Source organism: Roseococcus sp. SDR (assembly GCF_019083995.1).
In the GTDB taxonomy this organism is placed as follows: Bacteria; Pseudomonadota; Alphaproteobacteria; order Acetobacterales; family Acetobacteraceae; genus Roseococcus.
Genome location: NZ_JAHRCU010000006.1, coordinates 200,747 through 216,796 on the forward strand (window position 1 = coordinate 200,747; position 16,050 = coordinate 216,796).

At 72.4% G+C, this 16,050-nt stretch carries 15 protein-coding genes; 14 read left to right on the forward strand and 1 reads right to left on the reverse strand.

The window, feature by feature from the left end; translation table 11 throughout:
• Positions 1–119 precede the first annotated feature (119 nt).
• The 5 genes from cydD (at position 120) to KTR66_RS09215 (ending at position 6,752) form a co-directional block, all read left to right on the forward strand.
• The gene (cydD, locus tag KTR66_RS09195) at positions 120–1,742 is read left to right on the forward strand and encodes a thiol reductant ABC exporter subunit CydD (RefSeq protein WP_249731971.1); all 1,623 of its coding nucleotides are present in this window, start codon (positions 120–122) and stop codon (positions 1,740–1,742) included.
• A complete protein-coding gene (cydC, locus tag KTR66_RS09200) occupies positions 1,732–3,378 on the forward strand; it encodes a thiol reductant ABC exporter subunit CydC (RefSeq protein WP_213612278.1) in 1,647 nt (548 codons plus the stop codon). Before cydD ends, cydC begins: the two co-directional genes overlap by 11 nt.
• Before the next feature lie 61 nt (positions 3,379–3,439).
• The gene (locus KTR66_RS09205; RefSeq protein WP_213612279.1) at positions 3,440–3,838 is read left to right on the forward strand and encodes an OmpA family protein; all 399 of its coding nucleotides are present in this window, start codon (positions 3,440–3,442) and stop codon (positions 3,836–3,838) included.
• Positions 3,838–5,643, forward strand: coding sequence for a DNA helicase RecQ (recQ, locus tag KTR66_RS09210; RefSeq protein WP_213612280.1), 1,806 nt, complete (start codon positions 3,838–3,840; stop codon positions 5,641–5,643). Before KTR66_RS09205 ends, recQ begins: the two co-directional genes overlap by 1 nt.
• 122 nt (positions 5,644–5,765) lie before the next feature.
• Positions 5,766–6,752 (forward strand): tripartite tricarboxylate transporter substrate binding protein, encoded by a 987-nt coding sequence (locus KTR66_RS09215; protein ID WP_213612281.1) that lies wholly within the window; start codon positions 5,766–5,768, stop codon positions 6,750–6,752.
• A 5-nt stretch (positions 6,753–6,757) separates the two neighbouring features.
• Here the strand turns inward: KTR66_RS09215 and KTR66_RS09220 are convergent, their stop codons facing one another.
• Positions 6,758–7,564 (reverse strand): hypothetical protein, encoded by an 807-nt coding sequence (locus KTR66_RS09220; protein ID WP_213612282.1) that lies wholly within the window; start codon positions 7,562–7,564, stop codon positions 6,758–6,760.
• Between the two features lie 73 nt (positions 7,565–7,637).
• Between KTR66_RS09220 and glcF the strand changes: the two genes are divergently transcribed.
• From glcF to ribD, 9 genes are all read left to right on the forward strand, one after another.
• Positions 7,638–8,939, forward strand: a complete 1,302-nt coding sequence (glcF, locus tag KTR66_RS09225) for a glycolate oxidase subunit GlcF (RefSeq protein WP_213612283.1) — start codon at positions 7,638–7,640, stop codon at positions 8,937–8,939.
• Positions 8,936–9,931, forward strand: coding sequence for a tripartite tricarboxylate transporter substrate binding protein (locus tag KTR66_RS09230; RefSeq protein WP_213612284.1), 996 nt, complete (start codon positions 8,936–8,938; stop codon positions 9,929–9,931). The genes glcF and KTR66_RS09230 overlap by 4 nt, the downstream gene beginning before the upstream one ends.
• Positions 9,932–9,981: 50 nt before the next feature.
• Positions 9,982–10,548: a hypothetical protein gene (locus KTR66_RS09235; RefSeq protein ID WP_213612285.1), complete on the forward strand. Its 567-nt coding sequence runs from the start codon at positions 9,982–9,984 to the stop codon at positions 10,546–10,548.
• A 49-nt stretch (positions 10,549–10,597) separates the two neighbouring features.
• On the forward strand, positions 10,598–11,656 hold the full coding sequence (locus tag KTR66_RS09240; RefSeq protein ID WP_213612286.1) for a bifunctional transcriptional activator/DNA repair enzyme AdaA: 1,059 nt from the start codon (positions 10,598–10,600) through the stop codon (positions 11,654–11,656).
• The gene (locus KTR66_RS09245) at positions 11,653–12,486 is read left to right on the forward strand and encodes a dienelactone hydrolase family protein (protein WP_213612287.1); all 834 of its coding nucleotides are present in this window, start codon (positions 11,653–11,655) and stop codon (positions 12,484–12,486) included. Before KTR66_RS09240 ends, KTR66_RS09245 begins: the two co-directional genes overlap by 4 nt.
• Positions 12,487–12,535: 49 nt before the next feature.
• Complete coding sequence (gene rpiB / locus KTR66_RS09250) at positions 12,536–12,973, forward strand: ribose 5-phosphate isomerase B (RefSeq protein ID WP_249731972.1); 438 nt, start codon at positions 12,536–12,538, stop codon at positions 12,971–12,973.
• Positions 12,974–13,039: 66 nt separating this feature from the next.
• Entirely contained in the window at positions 13,040–14,338 is a 1,299-nt protein-coding gene (gene glyA, locus KTR66_RS09255; RefSeq protein WP_213612288.1) for a serine hydroxymethyltransferase, read from the forward strand.
• A gap of 158 nt (positions 14,339–14,496) precedes the next feature.
• Positions 14,497–14,949, forward strand: coding sequence for a transcriptional regulator NrdR (gene nrdR / locus KTR66_RS09260; protein ID WP_213612289.1), 453 nt, complete (start codon positions 14,497–14,499; stop codon positions 14,947–14,949).
• Positions 14,949–16,046, forward strand: coding sequence for a bifunctional diaminohydroxyphosphoribosylaminopyrimidine deaminase/5-amino-6-(5-phosphoribosylamino)uracil reductase RibD (gene ribD / locus KTR66_RS09265; RefSeq protein WP_249731973.1), 1,098 nt, complete (start codon positions 14,949–14,951; stop codon positions 16,044–16,046). Before nrdR ends, ribD begins: the two co-directional genes overlap by 1 nt.
• Positions 16,047–16,050 lie beyond the last annotated feature (4 nt).

Genomic DNA, 16,050 nt, shown 5'->3' on the forward strand with positions numbered 1-16,050 from the left:
ATCTGGCCCGCCGGGGCGCCCGGGGCAAGAGAGCGAGGCGTGGCGCTCGGCCGTAAACTCTTTTAGTGTCAGGCGCGATGGAATCGCCTCGTAACGGTCGCCAAGGTTCGGCCTGGCTCATGCGGCAGGTCCGCGCCCAGGGTGGCCGTGCGGCCTGGCCTGTCGCGCTCGGCCTGGCGGGGATCCTGTGCCAGGTGGGCTTTGTCTTCCTCATCGCGCGGCTGCTCGCCACCATCCTCGGTTTTCCGGGCGGCGGCTTCGGTGAGCTGGCGGCGGCGGGCGCCCTGGCCCTGCTGGGTGCGGCCCTCTCCATGACGCAGGAGATGGCGCAGCAGGCGGCGGGCGAGCGGGCGCGTGCCAGCATCCGCGCCGCCCTTTTCACCCGGCTGATGGAGCTGGGCCCGGCCGACCCCCGCGGCGTCGGCGAGAAGGCGACCCTGCTGGTGGACCGCGTGGAGGCGCTGGACGGTTTTTTCGCCCGCTGGGTGCCGGCGGCCGCGCTGGCGATCCTCGGGCCCGCGGCGGTCATCCTGATCGTCGCGCAGTTCGACGGCACCAGCGCGCTGGTGCTGGCCGTGATGGGCCTGCTGGTGCCCGTCGCCATGGCGCTCACCGGCATCGGCGCGGCGGTCGAAAGCCGCAAGCAGCTCGACGTGCTGGGCCGCCTCTCCGGCCGCTTCGTGGATCGGCTGCGCGGCCTTTCCACCCTCGTCCAGTTCAACCGCGCCGAGGATGAGGCGCGCGCGCTCGGCGCCGCGGCGGATGAATTCCGCCAGCGGACGCTGCGTGTGCTGCGCGTGGCCTTCCTCTCCTCCGCCGCGCTGGAATTGCTGGCCGGCTTCACGCTCGGCTACCTCGCCTGGCGGCACGGCATGCTGCTGGCGCCCCAGGTGACGGACCCGACCCCCGCGCTCTTCTGCATCCTCGCCGTGCCGGTCTTCTTCCTGCCGCTGCGGAACTTCTCGCAGGCCTATCATGAAGCGATGTCGGCGCGTGGCGCGGCGGCCGAGCTCGCGCCCCTGCTGGAGGCGCCCGCCGCCACGGGTCTTCTGCTGGAGGAGGTGCCGCCCCGCGTGGCGCTGGTCTTCGACAAGGTGGAGCTGACCTATCCCGGCATGGACCGCCCGGCCCTGCCCCGCCTGACCTTCGCGCTCGCCCCCGGCGAGACGCTGATGCTGGTCGGCCCCTCGGGTGCCGGCAAATCCTCCGTGCTGCGGCTGCTGATGGGCTTCGCGGCGCCGAGCGCGGGCCGCATCGCCATCAATGGCGAGGATGTGACGCGCCTGAAGCCCGCCGAACTGCGCCGCCTCTCCGCCTATGTCGGCCAGCGGGCGCATCTGTTCGGCGGCACGATCCGCGAGAATATCCGCCTCGCCCGGCCGGACGCCACCGATGCCGAGGTGCAGCGCGCCGCCGAATCCGCCCGCGTCATGGCCTTCGCGGCCCATCTGCCGCAGGGCCTCGACACAGAGGTCGGCGAGGGCGGCTTCGGCCTCTCCGGCGGGCAGGCGCAGCGCGTGGCCCTGGCCCGCGCCTTCCTCCGCGACTCCCCGCTGGTCCTGCTGGATGAGCCCACCGCCTCGCTCGACCCGGGCACGGAAGCCGAGGTGATGGAGGCCATCGCCCGCCTCTGCACCGGGCGGACGGCGATCATCGCCACCCATTCGCCGCAGCTCATGGGGCTGTCCGGCCGTGTCATCGAACTGGCCGGGCAGCGGCGCGTGGAACAGCATGTGGGCTGACCTCAACCGCGTCCTCAAGCTCTGGGGCACGCGCCGCAAGGCGCTGGCCTGGGGCCTCGTCATCGGCATGCTCTCGGCGCTGAGCGGCGTGGCGCTGCTGGCGCTGGCCGGCAAGGGTGTCGCGGCCGGGGCGGGCGGCATCGGCCTCGTCGGCGTCTCCGCGCTGATCTGGCTGCGGCCCGTGGTGCTGATCCGCCCGCTGCTGCGCTGGTGGGAGCGCATGGCCTCCCACGCCGCCGCCTTCCAGGCGCTGGCCGATACGCGCGTCTGGTTCTTCCGCCGCCTGGCGGAGCGCATGCCGGCCGGCATTGGCCTGCGCGGCTCGGGCGATCTGCTGGGCCGCGTGATTTCCGATGTCGAGGCGCTGGACCGGCTCTATCTCGGCGGCCTGATGCCGGCGGCCGCCGCGCTGGCCGTGGTGGCCGCCATCGCGCTGCTGCTGGGGGCGGAGCCGGTGCTCATGCTCCTGCTGGTGCTGCCGCTGGGCCTCGCCCTGATCCTGCCGCTGGTGCTGGCCCCCGCCGCCGCCCGCGCCGCCCAGCGCGCGGCGGATGAGCGCGGCGGGCTGCGCGCGGCCGCCGTGGACCCCGTGACCGGCCTCGAGGACACGCTGGCCGCCAATGCCGAGGGCCGCGCTTTGGCCCGGCTGCAACGAGCCGACGCCACGCTGATGGCCGCCCAGCGCGAGGTCTCGGTCCGCTCGGCCGCGGCCGGCACGGCCGGCACGCTGCTGACGCAGGTGGCGGTGCTGGCGGCGCTGGGCTGGGGCCTGCTGACGGGCAGCGCGGGCGCGGCCATGGCGGTGCTGGCGCTGTTTCTGGCCATCGCGGCGGCCGAGGCGTTGGGCCTCATGCCGCGCGCCGGCGCGCTGATGGCGGGGGCCGCCGCCAGCGCCCGGCGGCTTTTCGAGGCAGCCGACACCAAGCCGCCGGTCGAGGAACCCGCCAATCCCGCGCCGCTGCCGACAGGGAATGACCTCGTGCTGAGCCACGTCACCTTCGGCTGGCGCGCCGATGCCGCGCCCGTGCTGGAGGGGCTGGACCTCACCCTGAAGGCGGGCGAGCGGGTGGCCATCCTCGGCCCCTCGGGCGCGGGCAAGTCGAGCCTCGCCGCGCTCCTGCTGAAATTCGCCGCCCCGCAATCCGGCGTGATCCGCCTGGGCGGGACGGACATCCAGGATCTTGCCAGCGCGGAGCTTCGCCAACGCATCGTCTGTCTCTCGCAGAATGCGCGCCTGTTCGACGTGAGCATCGCCGAGAACCTCCGCCTCGCCGCCCCCGGCGCGCCGGATGCGGCGCTGTGGCGCGCGCTGGCCAAGGCGGGCGTCGCGGAATTCGTGCGCAGCCTGCCCGAGGGCCTGGAAACGCGCTGCGGCGAGGGCGGCACCCGCTTCAGCGGCGGCGAGGCGCGGCGCATCGCGCTCGCCCGCGCCCTGCTGCCGCCCGCCGCCATCCTCATCCTGGACGAGCCCACGGTGGGCCTGGATGCCGAGGCGGAGCGCGCCTTCATGGCGACGCTGGCCACCGCCACGGAAGGCCGCAGCCTGCTCATCATCACCCACGAGCTGACCGGCGCCGAGCCGCTGGACCGCGTGCTGCGCCTCGCCGGTGGAAACTTGCTGCCGGCGACGGGTTGAGCCGGCCACGGATGACCCCATAGGTTGTAGCCGTAACGAAAACCGCGCGAGGAGCATGGATATGAACCGACGATGGCTGGGCATGCTGGCGATGCTGCCCCTGCTGGGCGCCTGCGCCCAACTGAACCGCGACCCGGCCGCCGAGCCGGTGCGCGTGGTCTTCTTCACCGCGGACAGCGACACGCTGGATGCCCAGGCCCAGGCCGTGGTGGTGGAATCGGCCGCGGTCGCGCGGCGTCTCGCCCCGGTGCGCGTGAACGTGCTCGGCTATGCCGGCCCGGTGGGCGGCGCCGCCTTCAACCGCGCCCTCTCGGAAGCGCGGGCGCAGCACGTGGCGGATCTGCTGCGGCAATCCGGGGTGCCGGCGGACAGCGTCTTCGTGCTGGGCCGCGGTGAGGTGCCCTTCGCCATGGCGCCTGTCGAGAGCCGCCGCGTCGAGATCCGCTTCGCGGCACCCTGATGCGGGACCCCGACCAGGTCCTGCATGAGGTCTTCGGCCACCCCGGATTCCGGGGCCGCCAGGCCGAGATCGTGCGGCACGTCATGGCGGGCGGATCGGGCCTCGTTCTGATGCCCACGGGCGGCGGCAAGTCGCTCTGTTTCCAGGTGCCGGCGCTGTGCCGGGACGGGCTGGCCATCGTCGTCTCGCCGCTCATCGCACTGATGGAAGACCAGGTGGCGGCGCTGCGCCAGCAGGGCGTGGCCGCCGCCGCGCTGCACTCGGAGCTGGAGGAGAATGACCGGCGCGAGGTCTGGCGCGGGATCAACGATGGCTCGCTGAAACTGCTCTACATCAGCCCCGAGCGGCTGGGCATGGACGGCATGCTGGAGCGGCTGGCGCAGCGCCGCCTCGCGCTCTTCGCCGTGGATGAGGCGCATTGCATCAGCCAATGGGGCCATCATTTCCGGCCCGAATACCGCGCGCTGAGCTTCCTGCGCTCCGATTTCCCCGAGGTGCCGCGCCTGGCGCTCACCGCCACGGCGGATCAGCGCACGGTGGAGGATATCCGCGCGCAGCTCGGATTGGAGGAAGCGCCCGTCTTCCGCGCCTCCTTCGACCGCGCGAACATCCATCTCGCCGCCGAGCCGCGCGAGCAGGAGCGCGCGCAGATCCGCGCCTTCCTGCGCGAGGCCGCGGACGGGCGGGGTGCGGGCATCATCTATTGCGGCACCCGCGCGCGGGCCGAGCAGACGGCCGATTGGCTGCGCGCCGACGGGTATGACGCCGCCCCCTTCCATGCCGGCATGGCCAGCGAGGACAAGCGCGACCTGCACCGCCGCTTCGCGCGCGGCGATGCGGTGGTGATGTGCGCCACCATCGCCTTCGGCATGGGCATTGATCGCCCCGATGTGCGCTTCGTGGCCCATCTCTCCCTGCCGCAGGGGCCGGAGGGCTGGTACCAGGAGATCGGCCGCGCGGGGCGCGACGGCCTGCCCGCCCGCGCCCTGCTGCTCTATGGCGCGGCCGATATCGCCCTCGCCCGCCAGCGCATCCAGGCGAGCCCGGCTTCCGACGAGCAGAAGCGCATCGAGCGCATGCGGCTGGACGCCATGGTCGGCATCGCCGAGGCCGGCACCTGCCGCCGCCGCGTGCTGCTGCGCTGCTTCGGCGAGGATCTCGAGCAGGATTGCGGCCATTGCGACGTCTGCGCCGCGCCGCCGAAGCTGACCGATGGGACCATCGCGGCGCAGAAGCTGCTCTCGGCCGCGCTGCGCACCGGCAGCCGCTTCGGCCTGGGCCATCTGGTGGACGTGCTGCAGGGCAAGCTCACCGACAAGGTCGCGCAATTCGGCCACGACAAGCTGCCGACCTTCGGCGTGGGGCGCGAGGTGGCGGAGGCCGCCTGGCGTGGCGTGGCGCGGCAATTGGTGGCGCAGGGCGCGCTCGACATCGCCGTCGAGAACCACGGGGAGCTGGTGCCGACCGAGGCCGCGCGCCCCATCCTGCGCGGCGAGACGCGCGTCATGCTGCGCGAGGAGGTGATCCGCCCGCGCAGCTCCCGTGGTGCCCGCGGCAGCCGGGCTGACGCACCCCGCCCGGCGGCGGATGACCCGCTCTTTGCCGCGCTGCGCGAATGGCGCAAGGCCGAGGCCAAGGCGCAGCAGGTGCCGGCCTATGTGATCTTCCACGACGCGACCCTGGCCGAGATCGCCACCCGCCGCCCCACCTGCCTGGAGACGCTGCGCGAGGTGCCGGGTGTCGGCGAAAGCAAGCTCGCCCGCTATGGCGAGGCGGTGCTGGCCGCGCTGGCCGAGGCGGATTGAGACGCGGATTTCAGGCCAGGGCCTGCACGTTTTGGTTGCGTATTTCTTACCAAAAATACATCTTCCGCATGCCGGCCAAGCGGGGGCGTGACGCCCGCACCCGGTTCCACAGGGAGATGTCCATGCGTGAATCCGTGATGCGCGGCGCCGTGCCGCGCCGTGCCCTGCTGGGCGGGGCTGCGCTGCTCGCCGCCCCCGCCCTCGCCCAACCTGCCTGGCCCAACCGGCCGCTGCGCTTCATCGTGGGCTTCGCCGCGGGCGGGCCGACCGATACGCTGGCGCGCCTCGCCGCCCCCGGCTTCCAGGAGGCGCTGGGCCAGCCCGTGGTGGTGGAGAACCGCCCGGGCGCCGCCGCCAATCTCGGCACCGAGGCGGTGATCCGCGCGACCGACGGCCACAGCTTCCTCATCGCCAATTCCGGCCAGGTGGTGATCAACCCGCACACCTACGCCAACCTGCCCTTCGACCCGATGCGCGAGCTGGCGCCGGTCGCGAAGATGATGACCAACTACTTCCTGATGACCATCGCGGCGCAGGTGCCGGCACAGAACCATGCGGAGCTGGTGGCGCTGATGCGCCGGGCCTCGACGCCCTTTACCTATGCCAGCACCGGCGGCGGCGGCATCACCCATGTGGTGACCGAGGCCTGGCGCCGCGCCATCGGCGTGGAGGCGGAGCCCGTGCATTTCCGCGGCACCGCCGCCGCCATCCCCGATGTGCTGGCCAACCGCGTGCCGATCTTCATGGATGGCATCCAGCTGCTCGGCCAGCATGTGGATGCGGGGCGGCTTCGCGCCCTCTTCGTTACCAAGCCGGAGCGCCAACCGCTCCAGCCCAACGTGCCGACGACGCGCGAGATCGGCATCCCGGAGGTGAATTTCGAAAGCTGGTTCGCCATGTATGCGCCGCGCAACACCCCGCGCGAGATCATCCTGCGCCTGGCCGAGATCAACCGCCCCGTCATGCTGGCCGCCGCCGTGCGGGAGCGCCTGGCGCAAGGGGCCGTGGATGCCGCGCCCTCGACGCCGGAGGAGCTGGCGAGCCTCACCCAGCGGGATTTCGAGCGCTTCGGCGCCGTGGTCCGCGCCGGGAACATCCGGGCGGAATGAGGGCCTCAGGGCGGCGGCGGGATCACCACGCCGCCCTGGAAGCCCCGGATGGTCCAGAGATAGGGCGCCGAATCCGGCCGCACCGCGCCGAAGCGCGCGGTGGCGAGGTCCACCACGACGACCATCGCGCCCGTCCAGACGCCGACCAGCATGATGGCCAGCACCGAGCTGCCGACCCGCTTCAGCCCGAACTGGTAGCCGATGGTGCCGATGGTCAGCACCGCCATCCCCATGAGGAAGAGCATGAGCTCGCTCGGGATCGGCGCGGCGAAGGCCCAGCGCTGCGCCGCCCCCTGATCGATCACGTCGTTCAGCGAGGCCTGCAGCGCCGCCGTCAGCGGGTCCGCCCGCTCGCGCGTGAGGGCGGTGGCGTGGCCCCAGATCAGGTTCTGCATCCGGGTCGCCTCGGCGCTCAGCCGCTCCACCTCGCCGCTCTGCAGGGGCGCTTCGACGAAAGCGAGGCGCAAGCGGGTGTAATCTTCCAGCAGACGCGCGATCTCGGCCGCGCGGGGATGGTCGAAGGCGCTGGCGCGCAGCCAGGCCGTGCCGATGGCATTGGTCTCGGAAAGTGAGGTGGCACGCCGCGTCTCGAACCGGCCCTGCGCCATCGCGATGGTGAGCCCGAGGGTGAAGGCCAGAAGGCCGAGCAGCCCGTTGGTGACAAAGCTCGTCGCCTCCACTGTCTCGGCGGTGCGGGCCTGGTGCCAGCGGCCGATCCCCACACCCACGGCATAGGCCAGCAGCAGGCTCGCGAAGACCAGCACGGCGAAGACACCGAGCCCCTGGGCCGCCAGCACTTCCAAAGACCTCATCGCGTCCCCACCCTTCACCTGCGGGCGATTTCCCGCCATGAACAGCCTCGCATCAGTCAATGAGGGGCGCCAGATGCAGACCCATTTCACGGCCGAGCAGTTGCGCGACCCGGACACCGCGGAAGCCAACAAGATCCTGCGCACCTGCGTGCATTGCGGGATGTGCACCGCCACCTGCCCCACCTTCCTGCTGCTGGGGGATGAGCTGGATTCGCCACGCGGGCGCATCTACCTCATCAAGGACATGCTGGAGCAGAACCGCCCGGCCTCGGAGCTGGAGGTGCGGCATGTGGATCGCTGCCTCTCCTGCCTCTCCTGCATGACGACCTGCCCCTCGGGCGTGCACTACATGCACCTGGTGGACCATGCGCGCCGCCATATCGAGGAGACCTATGTCCGCCCCTGGCCGGAGCGCGCGCTGCGCAGCGTGCTGGCGAAGGTGCTGCCCAACCCTTCGCTGTTCCGCCTTTCGCTGCGGGCCGCGGCGCTGGCCCGGCCGCTCGGCAAGCTGATCCCCGGCCAGTCCATGACGGCGCAGCGTCTGCGTGGCATGCTGGCCCTCGCCCCGGCAGCCCTCCCGCCACCGAGCAAGGTGCAGGAGGCGCAGATCCACAAGGCCGAGGGCACGCGGCGCGGCCGCGTCGGCCTGCTCACCGGCTGCGCGCAGAAGGTGCTGAACCCCTCCATCAACGAGGCGACGATCCGCCTGCTGACGCGCATGGGGATCGAGGTGGTGATAACCCCCGGCCAGGGCTGCTGCGGCGCGCTGACCCACCATATGGGCCAGCATGACCCGGCCATGGCGGCCGCCCGCGCCAATATCGCCGCCTGGAGCGCCGAGATGAACGGCGAGGGGCTGGACGCCATCGTGGTGAATGCCTCGGGCTGCGGCACCACGCTCAAGGATTACGGCTTCATGTTCCGCGAGGAGCCGGAAGCCGAGCAGGCCGCGAAGGTCTCGGCACTGGCCATGGACATCACCGAGGTGCTGGAGACATTCGCCTATGCGGCCACGCGCGAGAAGCCGGGCCTGACCGTCGCCTACCACTCCGCCTGCTCGCTCCAGCACGGGCAGAAGATCACGGCCCTGCCCAAGCAGTTGCTGACGCGGGCCGGCTTCACCGTGAAGGAACCGGCCGAGAGCCATATCTGCTGCGGCAGCGCGGGCACCTACAACATCCTGCAGCCCGAGATCGCGGGCCAGCTGCGGGCGCGCAAGCTTGAGAACCTGAACCGCACCCGGGCCGATGTGATCGCCGCCGGGAATATCGGCTGCATGACGCAGCTGGCGGGCGACGCACTGCCCGTGGTGCATACGGTGGAGCTGCTGGACTGGATGGCGGGCGGGCCGAAGCCGAAAGGCCTGCCCGCATGAAGCGCCGCGCCCTCCTCGCCGCGCCCGCGCTGCTGGCGCTGCAGGCCCAGGCGCAGAGCAATGCCACGGGGGCGAATTTCCCCGAGCGGCCCATCACCTTCGTCGTCGGCTTCCTGCCCGGCGGATCGGTGGATATCGGCGCAAGGCTGCTGGCCGACCGGATGGCGCCGCGCGTGGCACCTCAGGCCCGCATCATCATCGAGAATCGGCCCGGTGCCGGCGGCTCGCTGGGGGCCGAATATGTGGCGCGGCAAAACCCGGACGGGCATCTGCTGGGCGTGCATTCCGCCTCCAGCCATGGCACCAACCCGGCCGCGCTGCCCGATACGGTGCGCTACGACCCGGTGGCCGATTTCTCCCACATCGCCATCCTGGGCGGCGGGCCCATGGTGATCGTCGTGCCCGGCAGCAGCCCCTACCGGAACGTGGCCGAGCTGGTCGCCGCGGCCAAGGCGGCGCGCGCGCCGATGCTCTGGGGCAGTTCGGGCTCCGGCGGCATCGGGCACCTGACGGGCAGCCTCTTCGCCCATCGCTCGGGCTTCCAGGGCGAATACGTGCCCTATCGCGGCGGCTCGGCCGTGCTGGAGGCGATGCGCAAATCCGAGATCGACTTCTCGGCCGAGGTCATGGCCTCCGCCCTGCCGCATCTGCGCGACGGCTCCTCCCGCCCGCTCGCCGTCACCGGCCCCACGCGCCATCCGCAACTGCCCGAGGTGCCGACGCTGATCGAGGCTGGCCTGCCCGGCTTCGAGATCATCACATGGAACGTCATCCAGGGCCCGCGCGGCATGCCCGACGCCATCCAGCAGCGGCTGAACCGCGCCGCCATGGAGGCGATGGCCGAGCCCGAGCTGCGCCGCCGCCTGACGCTGGCCGGGATTGATCCGGCCGAACCCTCGACGCCCGCCAGCACGCGGGATTTCGTGGCGGCCGAGCTGGCGAAGTTCCAGGCCATCGTGCGCGAGACGGGGCTGCGGCTCGGTCGCGGGTGAGGCGGCAGGATTCGCTTGCACGGGGGGCTGCCCCGCCCGAACATCGGCGCATGCGTTTCGCCCCCCTCGCCCTCGCGCTGCTGCTGGCCCTGCCGGCCTTCGCCCAGGCGCCCGCGCCGCCCGCTGCATCCCAGACCAGCCGCGACCTCGACCGCGCCTTCGAGGCACTGCGCGAGGCGCCGGATGAACGCGGCGCGCATATGGCCGAGATGGCGATCCGCCAGATCTGGGCGCGCCAGGCCAGCGCCGCCGTCGCCCTGCTGCTGAACCGCGGCATCCGCAACCTGCGCGCCGGCCAGCCGGGCGATGCGCTGGAGGATTTCGACGCCGCCATCACCCTGGCCCCCCTCGTCGCCGATGCCTGGCATTGGCGCGCCCAGGCGCATCAGCAGGTGGGGGACCGCGTGGCGGCGGCGGGGGATCTCCGCGAATGCCTGCGGCTGGAGCCGCGCCACTTCGCCGCCCTGGTCAGCCTCTCGCGCCTGCAGGAGGAGGCGGGCGATGCGCGGGGCGCGCTGCGCAGCTATGAGGCCGCGCTCGCCATCCATCCGCGCCTGGCGGGCGGGGCCGAGCGGCTGCGCGAGCTCACCCGCGCCGCCGAGGGCGAGGAGATGTGAGCGCAATGCGCGGATGGCGATGAACCGCCCGCGCCGTCACATTCCCCCCATGCCCGACACGACCCTCACGCTCGATGAACAACGCTGGACCGCCCTGCTGGCACGGGACGCGACGCCGGCCTGCGGCCCCTTCCTCTATGGCGTGACCACACAGGGCGTCTTCTGCCTGCCCGGCTGCCCCTCGCGCCCGCCCTTGCGCCGCAATGCCGTCTTCTTCGCCGATGCACCCGCCGCCGAGGCCGCCGGCTACCGCGCCTGCAAGCGCTGCGACCCGAAGGGCGAGCGCGCCGCGCTGCACCGCGAGGCCATTGCGGCGGCCGTCGCGCTGATCGAGAGCTCCGAGACCATCCCGAGCCTGGAGGCGCTGGCCAAGCGCGCCGGCTATGCCCGGCACCATTTCCTGCGCCTCTTCCGCGACATCACGGGGGTCACCCCGCGCTCCTATGCCGAGGGTGTGCGCGCCCGCCGGCTACAAGCGGCCCTCAGCCAGGGCGCCCGCGTGGCGGATGCGGTGGCCGAGGCCGGCTTCGGCAGTGAAAGCCGCGTCTATGAGCGGCGGGGTGCGACCCTGGGCATGACCCCCGGTGCCGCCCGGCGGGGTGCCAAGGGCGAGACCATCGGCATCGCCCGCGCCGAAAGTGTCATGGGCCCGCTGCTGGTCGGCGCCACGGCCCAGGGTGTGTGCTTCATCGGCTTCGGCGAGGCGATGGAAGCGCTGGAGGGCGACCTCCGCCGCCGCTTCCCCCATGCGGCGGTCCAGGAAGACCCGGCGCTGGAGGCCATAGTGGCCGAGGTCGCCGCCTTTTTGCGCGAGCCGCATGCGGCGCTGCGCCTGCCGCTCGACCTGCGCGGCACCGCCTTCCAGCGCCGCGTCTGGGAGGCGCTGCAGCAGATTCCGCTCGGCCAGACGACGACCTATGGCCAATTGGCCGCCGGGATGGGCCAGCCCGCGGCGGTGCGGGCCGTGGCCCGGGCCTGCGCGCAGAACCCGGTCAGCCTGGCCGTGCCCTGCCACCGCGTGATCGGCGCGAGCGGCGACCTGACGGGCTATCGCTGGGGCGTGCCCAACAAGAAGCGCCTGCTGGCCGGGGAGAAGGAAGCCTCGTGATCCGCTCCCTCGCCGCGCTGCTGCTCCTCGCCGGTTGCGCCGCCTCGGCTGTCACCGTCGATGAGGCGCCGCGCGAAATCCCCTTCCCGCAGCAGCGCGTCACGGTGCCCGGCGCCGAGGGCACGCCGCTGCGCGCCCTGCTCTACATCCCACCCAACCCGACGCGCCCGGCCGTCGTGGCGCTGCATTCCTGCTCCGGAATCGGCCCGGCCGAGCGGCCCATCCGCCTGCCGCCGCACCAGCGCGACTGGGCGATCCGGCTGCTTGAGGCCGGGCACCCCGTGCTCTTTCCCGACAGCTTCGGCAGCCGCGGCCTGGGCGAGGCCTGCGGCGTGCGCGGCTTTCCGGCCGGGCCCGTCGGCGTGCGGCGCTTCGACGCGCTGGCGGCGGCGGATTGGGCGCGGGCGCAGCCCTGGGGGCGCGGCCAGGCGCCCATCCTGATCGGCTGGTCGCATGGCGGCTCGACCACGCTGGCCGCCTGGGCCACCGCAGCCCCCGGCGCGCTGAGTGCGGCCATCGCCCTCTATCCCGGCTGCGGCCAGGGCGAGGCCCCGCGCCTGGGCAGCGTCCCCTTGCTCATGCTGCTCGGCGCGGAGGACAACTGGACCCCGCCCCAGCCCTGCGAGCAACTCGCCGCCCGCGCGCCCGGCGTCATCACGGTGGTCAGCTACCCCGGCGCGCATCACGGCTTCGACGGGCTGACCGGCGGCGTCCGCACCCGATACCTGCCCAATGGCCGCAGCGTCTCGCTCGGCCCGGATGGCGCGGCGCGGGCGGATTCCCGGGCGCGGGCGGCCGCCTTCCTCGCAGCCAACGCCGGTCCGCCATAAGCAGAGCGCGGTTCCGAAGGCCGGGCCCGGCATGTTAATGCGCTGCACCATGATCATCGCCCTCGGTTCCGACCATGCCGGCCTGCCGCTCAAGCGGGCCATCCTCAGCGCCCTGCAGGCCCAGGGCCACACGGTGCTCGACGCCGGCACGCATGACGAGGCGAGCGTGGACTACCCCGACTTCGCCCATGCGGTCGCCGCCAAGGTCGCGGCCGGCGAAGCGGCCTTCGGCGTGCTGGTCTGCGGCTCGGGCATCGGGATGAGCATCGCGGCCAACCGCCACCCCGCCATCCGCGCCGTGGTGCTGCACAACAGCACGGAGGCGCGGCTGACCCGCGCCCATAACGACGCCAACATCGCCTGCTTCGGCGCCCGCACGACGGGGGTGGAGGTGGCGCTGGACGCGCTGGCCACCTTCCTGGCCACCGCCTTCGAGGGCGGGCGGCATGAGCGCCGGATTGCCAAGATCGAGACCGCCCTCACCTGATCCGTAAGGTTTCACGGCCGCGCCCGGCCGTGATATGCCGTTTTCCTGCCCGCAAGGACCCTTGCCATGAACGAGAACACCGCCCGCTTCCTGCCGGCCCGCTTTTTCCAGGCCGGCGTGGCGGAGGCCGACCCCGAGCTGGCCGCCGCCATCGCGCAGGAGCTGACGCGCCAGCAGGACGGCATCGAACTGATCGCCTCCGAGAACATCGTCAGCCGCGCCGTGCTGGAGGCGCAGGGCTCGGTGATGACCAACAAATACGCCGAGGGCTATCCGGGCCGGCGCTATTATGGCGGCTGCGAATTCGTGGACGTGGCGGAGACGCTCGCCATCGAGCGCGCGAAGCAGCTCTTCGGCGCGCAATTCGCCAATGTGCAGCCGCATAGCGGCGCCTCGGCCAATATCGCCGTCTTCTTCGCCCTGCTGCAGCCGGGCGACAGCTTCCTCGCCATGGACCTGGCCGCCGGCGGCCACCTGACCCATGGCGCGCCGGTGAACTATTCCGGCAAGTGGTTCCGGCCCATCGCCTACGGTGTCCGCGCCGAGGACGGGCTGCTCGACTACGAGACGATGGAGCGCCTGGCGCGCGAGCACAGGCCCAAGCTCATCATCGCCGGCGGCTCGGCCTATTCGCGCGAGATTGATTTCGCCCGCTTCCGCGCCGTGGCCGATGAGATCGGCGCCATCCTGATGGTGGACATGGCGCATTACGCGGGCCTGGTCGCGGCCGGCGCCTACCCCTCCCCCGTGCCGCATGCGCATGTGACGACGACGACGACGCACAAGACGCTGCGCGGCCCGCGCGGCGGCCTGATCCTCACCAATGACGAGGCGATCGCGAAGAAGATCAACTCGGCGATGTTCCCGGGCCTCCAGGGCGGCCCGCTGATGCACGTCATCGCCGCCAAGGCGGTGGCCTTCGGCGAGGCGCTGCGCCCGGATTTCCGCGCCTATGCCAAGCAGGTGGTGGCCAATGCCCGCGCGCTGGCGGATGAGCTGGTGAAGGGCGGCCTCGCCATCGTCTCGGGCGGCACGGACAGCCACCTGATGCTGGTGGACCTCCGCCCCAAGGGCCTGACCGGCAAGGCGGCCGAGGCCGCTTTGGGCCGCGCCCACCTGACCTGCAACAAGAACGCGATCCCCTTCGACCCCGAAAAGCCGATGGTCACCAGCGGCGTGCGCCTGGGCACGCCCGCCGGCACCACGCGCGGCTTCGCCGAGGCCGAGTTCCGCGAGGTGGGGCGCCTGATCGTCCGCGTGCTGGACGGGCTGGCACAGGCGAATAGCCCGGATGGCAACACGGCGGTGGAGCAGGCTGTGGCGAAGGACGTACAGGCGCTCTGCGCCAAGTTCCCGATCTACTAGTGCCCTCAGACGCCGGGCGCGCGCTCCGCGCGCTTGGCTTCGCGCCGCCAAAGGCGCACCGGGCTGAAGGGCAGTTTGGGCGCGCCGGCCGCTTTGCGGCCGGATTCTCTGGGGGTAGCGTCCGTCCTGCTGCTGTTGTCTGGCTGGAAGGTTGCTCCATGCGCTGCCCCTACTGTGGAAATGACGAAACCCAGGTGAAGGACAGCCGCCCCTCCGAGGATGGGGCGGCGATCCGGCGCCGGCGCTTCTGCCCGGCCTGCGGCAACCGCTTCACCACCTTCGAGCGCGTGACCCTGCGCGAACTCACCGTCCTGAAATCCGATGGCCGCCGCGTGCCCTTCGACCGTGACAAGCTCGCCAAGTCGCTGAAGATCGCCTGCCGCAAGCGCCCGGTGGATGACGAGCGGATCGAGCGAATCCTGAATGGGATCCAGCGCCGCCTCGAGATGGAGACAGAAGCCGAGATCCCCTCCCGCCGCATTGGTGAGATGGTGATGGACACGCTGAAGGGCGTGGACCAGGTGGCCTATGTGCGCTTCGCCTCGGTCTATCAGAATTTCTCCGAGGCCAAGGATTTCCAGGCCTTTCTGGGCGGCCTGGACGCCCCCTGATGCCGGATGACGCGGCCCATATGCGCGCGGCGCTGCAACTGGCGGCGCGCGGCCTGGGCAATACCTGGCCCAACCCTGCAGTCGGCTGCGTGCTGGTGAAGGACGGGCAGGTGGTGGGCCGCGGCTGGACCCAGCCCGGCGGCCGCCCCCATGCCGAAACCCAGGCGCTGGACCGCGCGGGCGAAGCGGCGCGGGGGGCGACGGCCTATGTCACGCTCGAGCCCTGCTCGCACCACGGCCGCACGCCGCCCTGCTGCGACGCACTGATCCGCGCCGGCGTCTCGCGCGTGGTGGTGGCGCTGCGCGACCCAGATGCGCGGGTGGATGGGCGCGGCTTCGCCCGGCTGCGCGCGGCTGGCATCACGGTCGAGGAAGGGCTGCTGGGGGCGGAGGCCGCGGCGCTCAATGCCGGCTTCATCCGGCGCATCACCCAGGGCCTGCCGCTGGTCACGCTGAAGCTCGCCGCCACGCTGGATGGCCGCATCGCGACCCAGACGGGCGAGAGCCGCTGGATCACCGGCGCCGAATCCCGCCGCGCCGTGCATGCGCTGCGCGCCCGGCATGACGCGGTGCTGGTGGGCAGCGGCACTGTCCTGGCCGATGACCCGGACCTCACCTGCCGCATCCCCGGCATGGACCCCGTGCCCATGCTGCGCGTCATCGCCGATGCCCGGCTGCGCACGCCGCCCTCGGCCCGCCTGGTGCGGGAAGCGGGCCGACACCCCACCTGGCTTTTGACCGGCGCAGGGCATCGCCCTTCCGCGCTGGCGCCCTATATCGGCGCTGGGGTGGAGGTGGTGACCATCCGCCGTGCGGCTGGCGGCGGGCTCCTGCCGCGCCCCATGCTCGCGGCGCTGGCCGCCCGCGGCGTGACCCGTGTGATGGCCGAGGGCGGCGCGGGCCTCGCAGCCGGGTTGCTCCGGGCGGGGCTTGTGGACCGGCTCGTCTGGTTCCATGCCCCTGGCGTGATGGGGGCCGAGGGCTGGCCCAGCACCGGCCCGCTGGGTGTGGCGGCGCTGTCCGCCATGCCGCGCTTCCGCCGCGTGGCGAGCCAGGCGGTGGGCGAGGATGTGATGAGCGAGTTCGTGAAGGAGTAGGCGC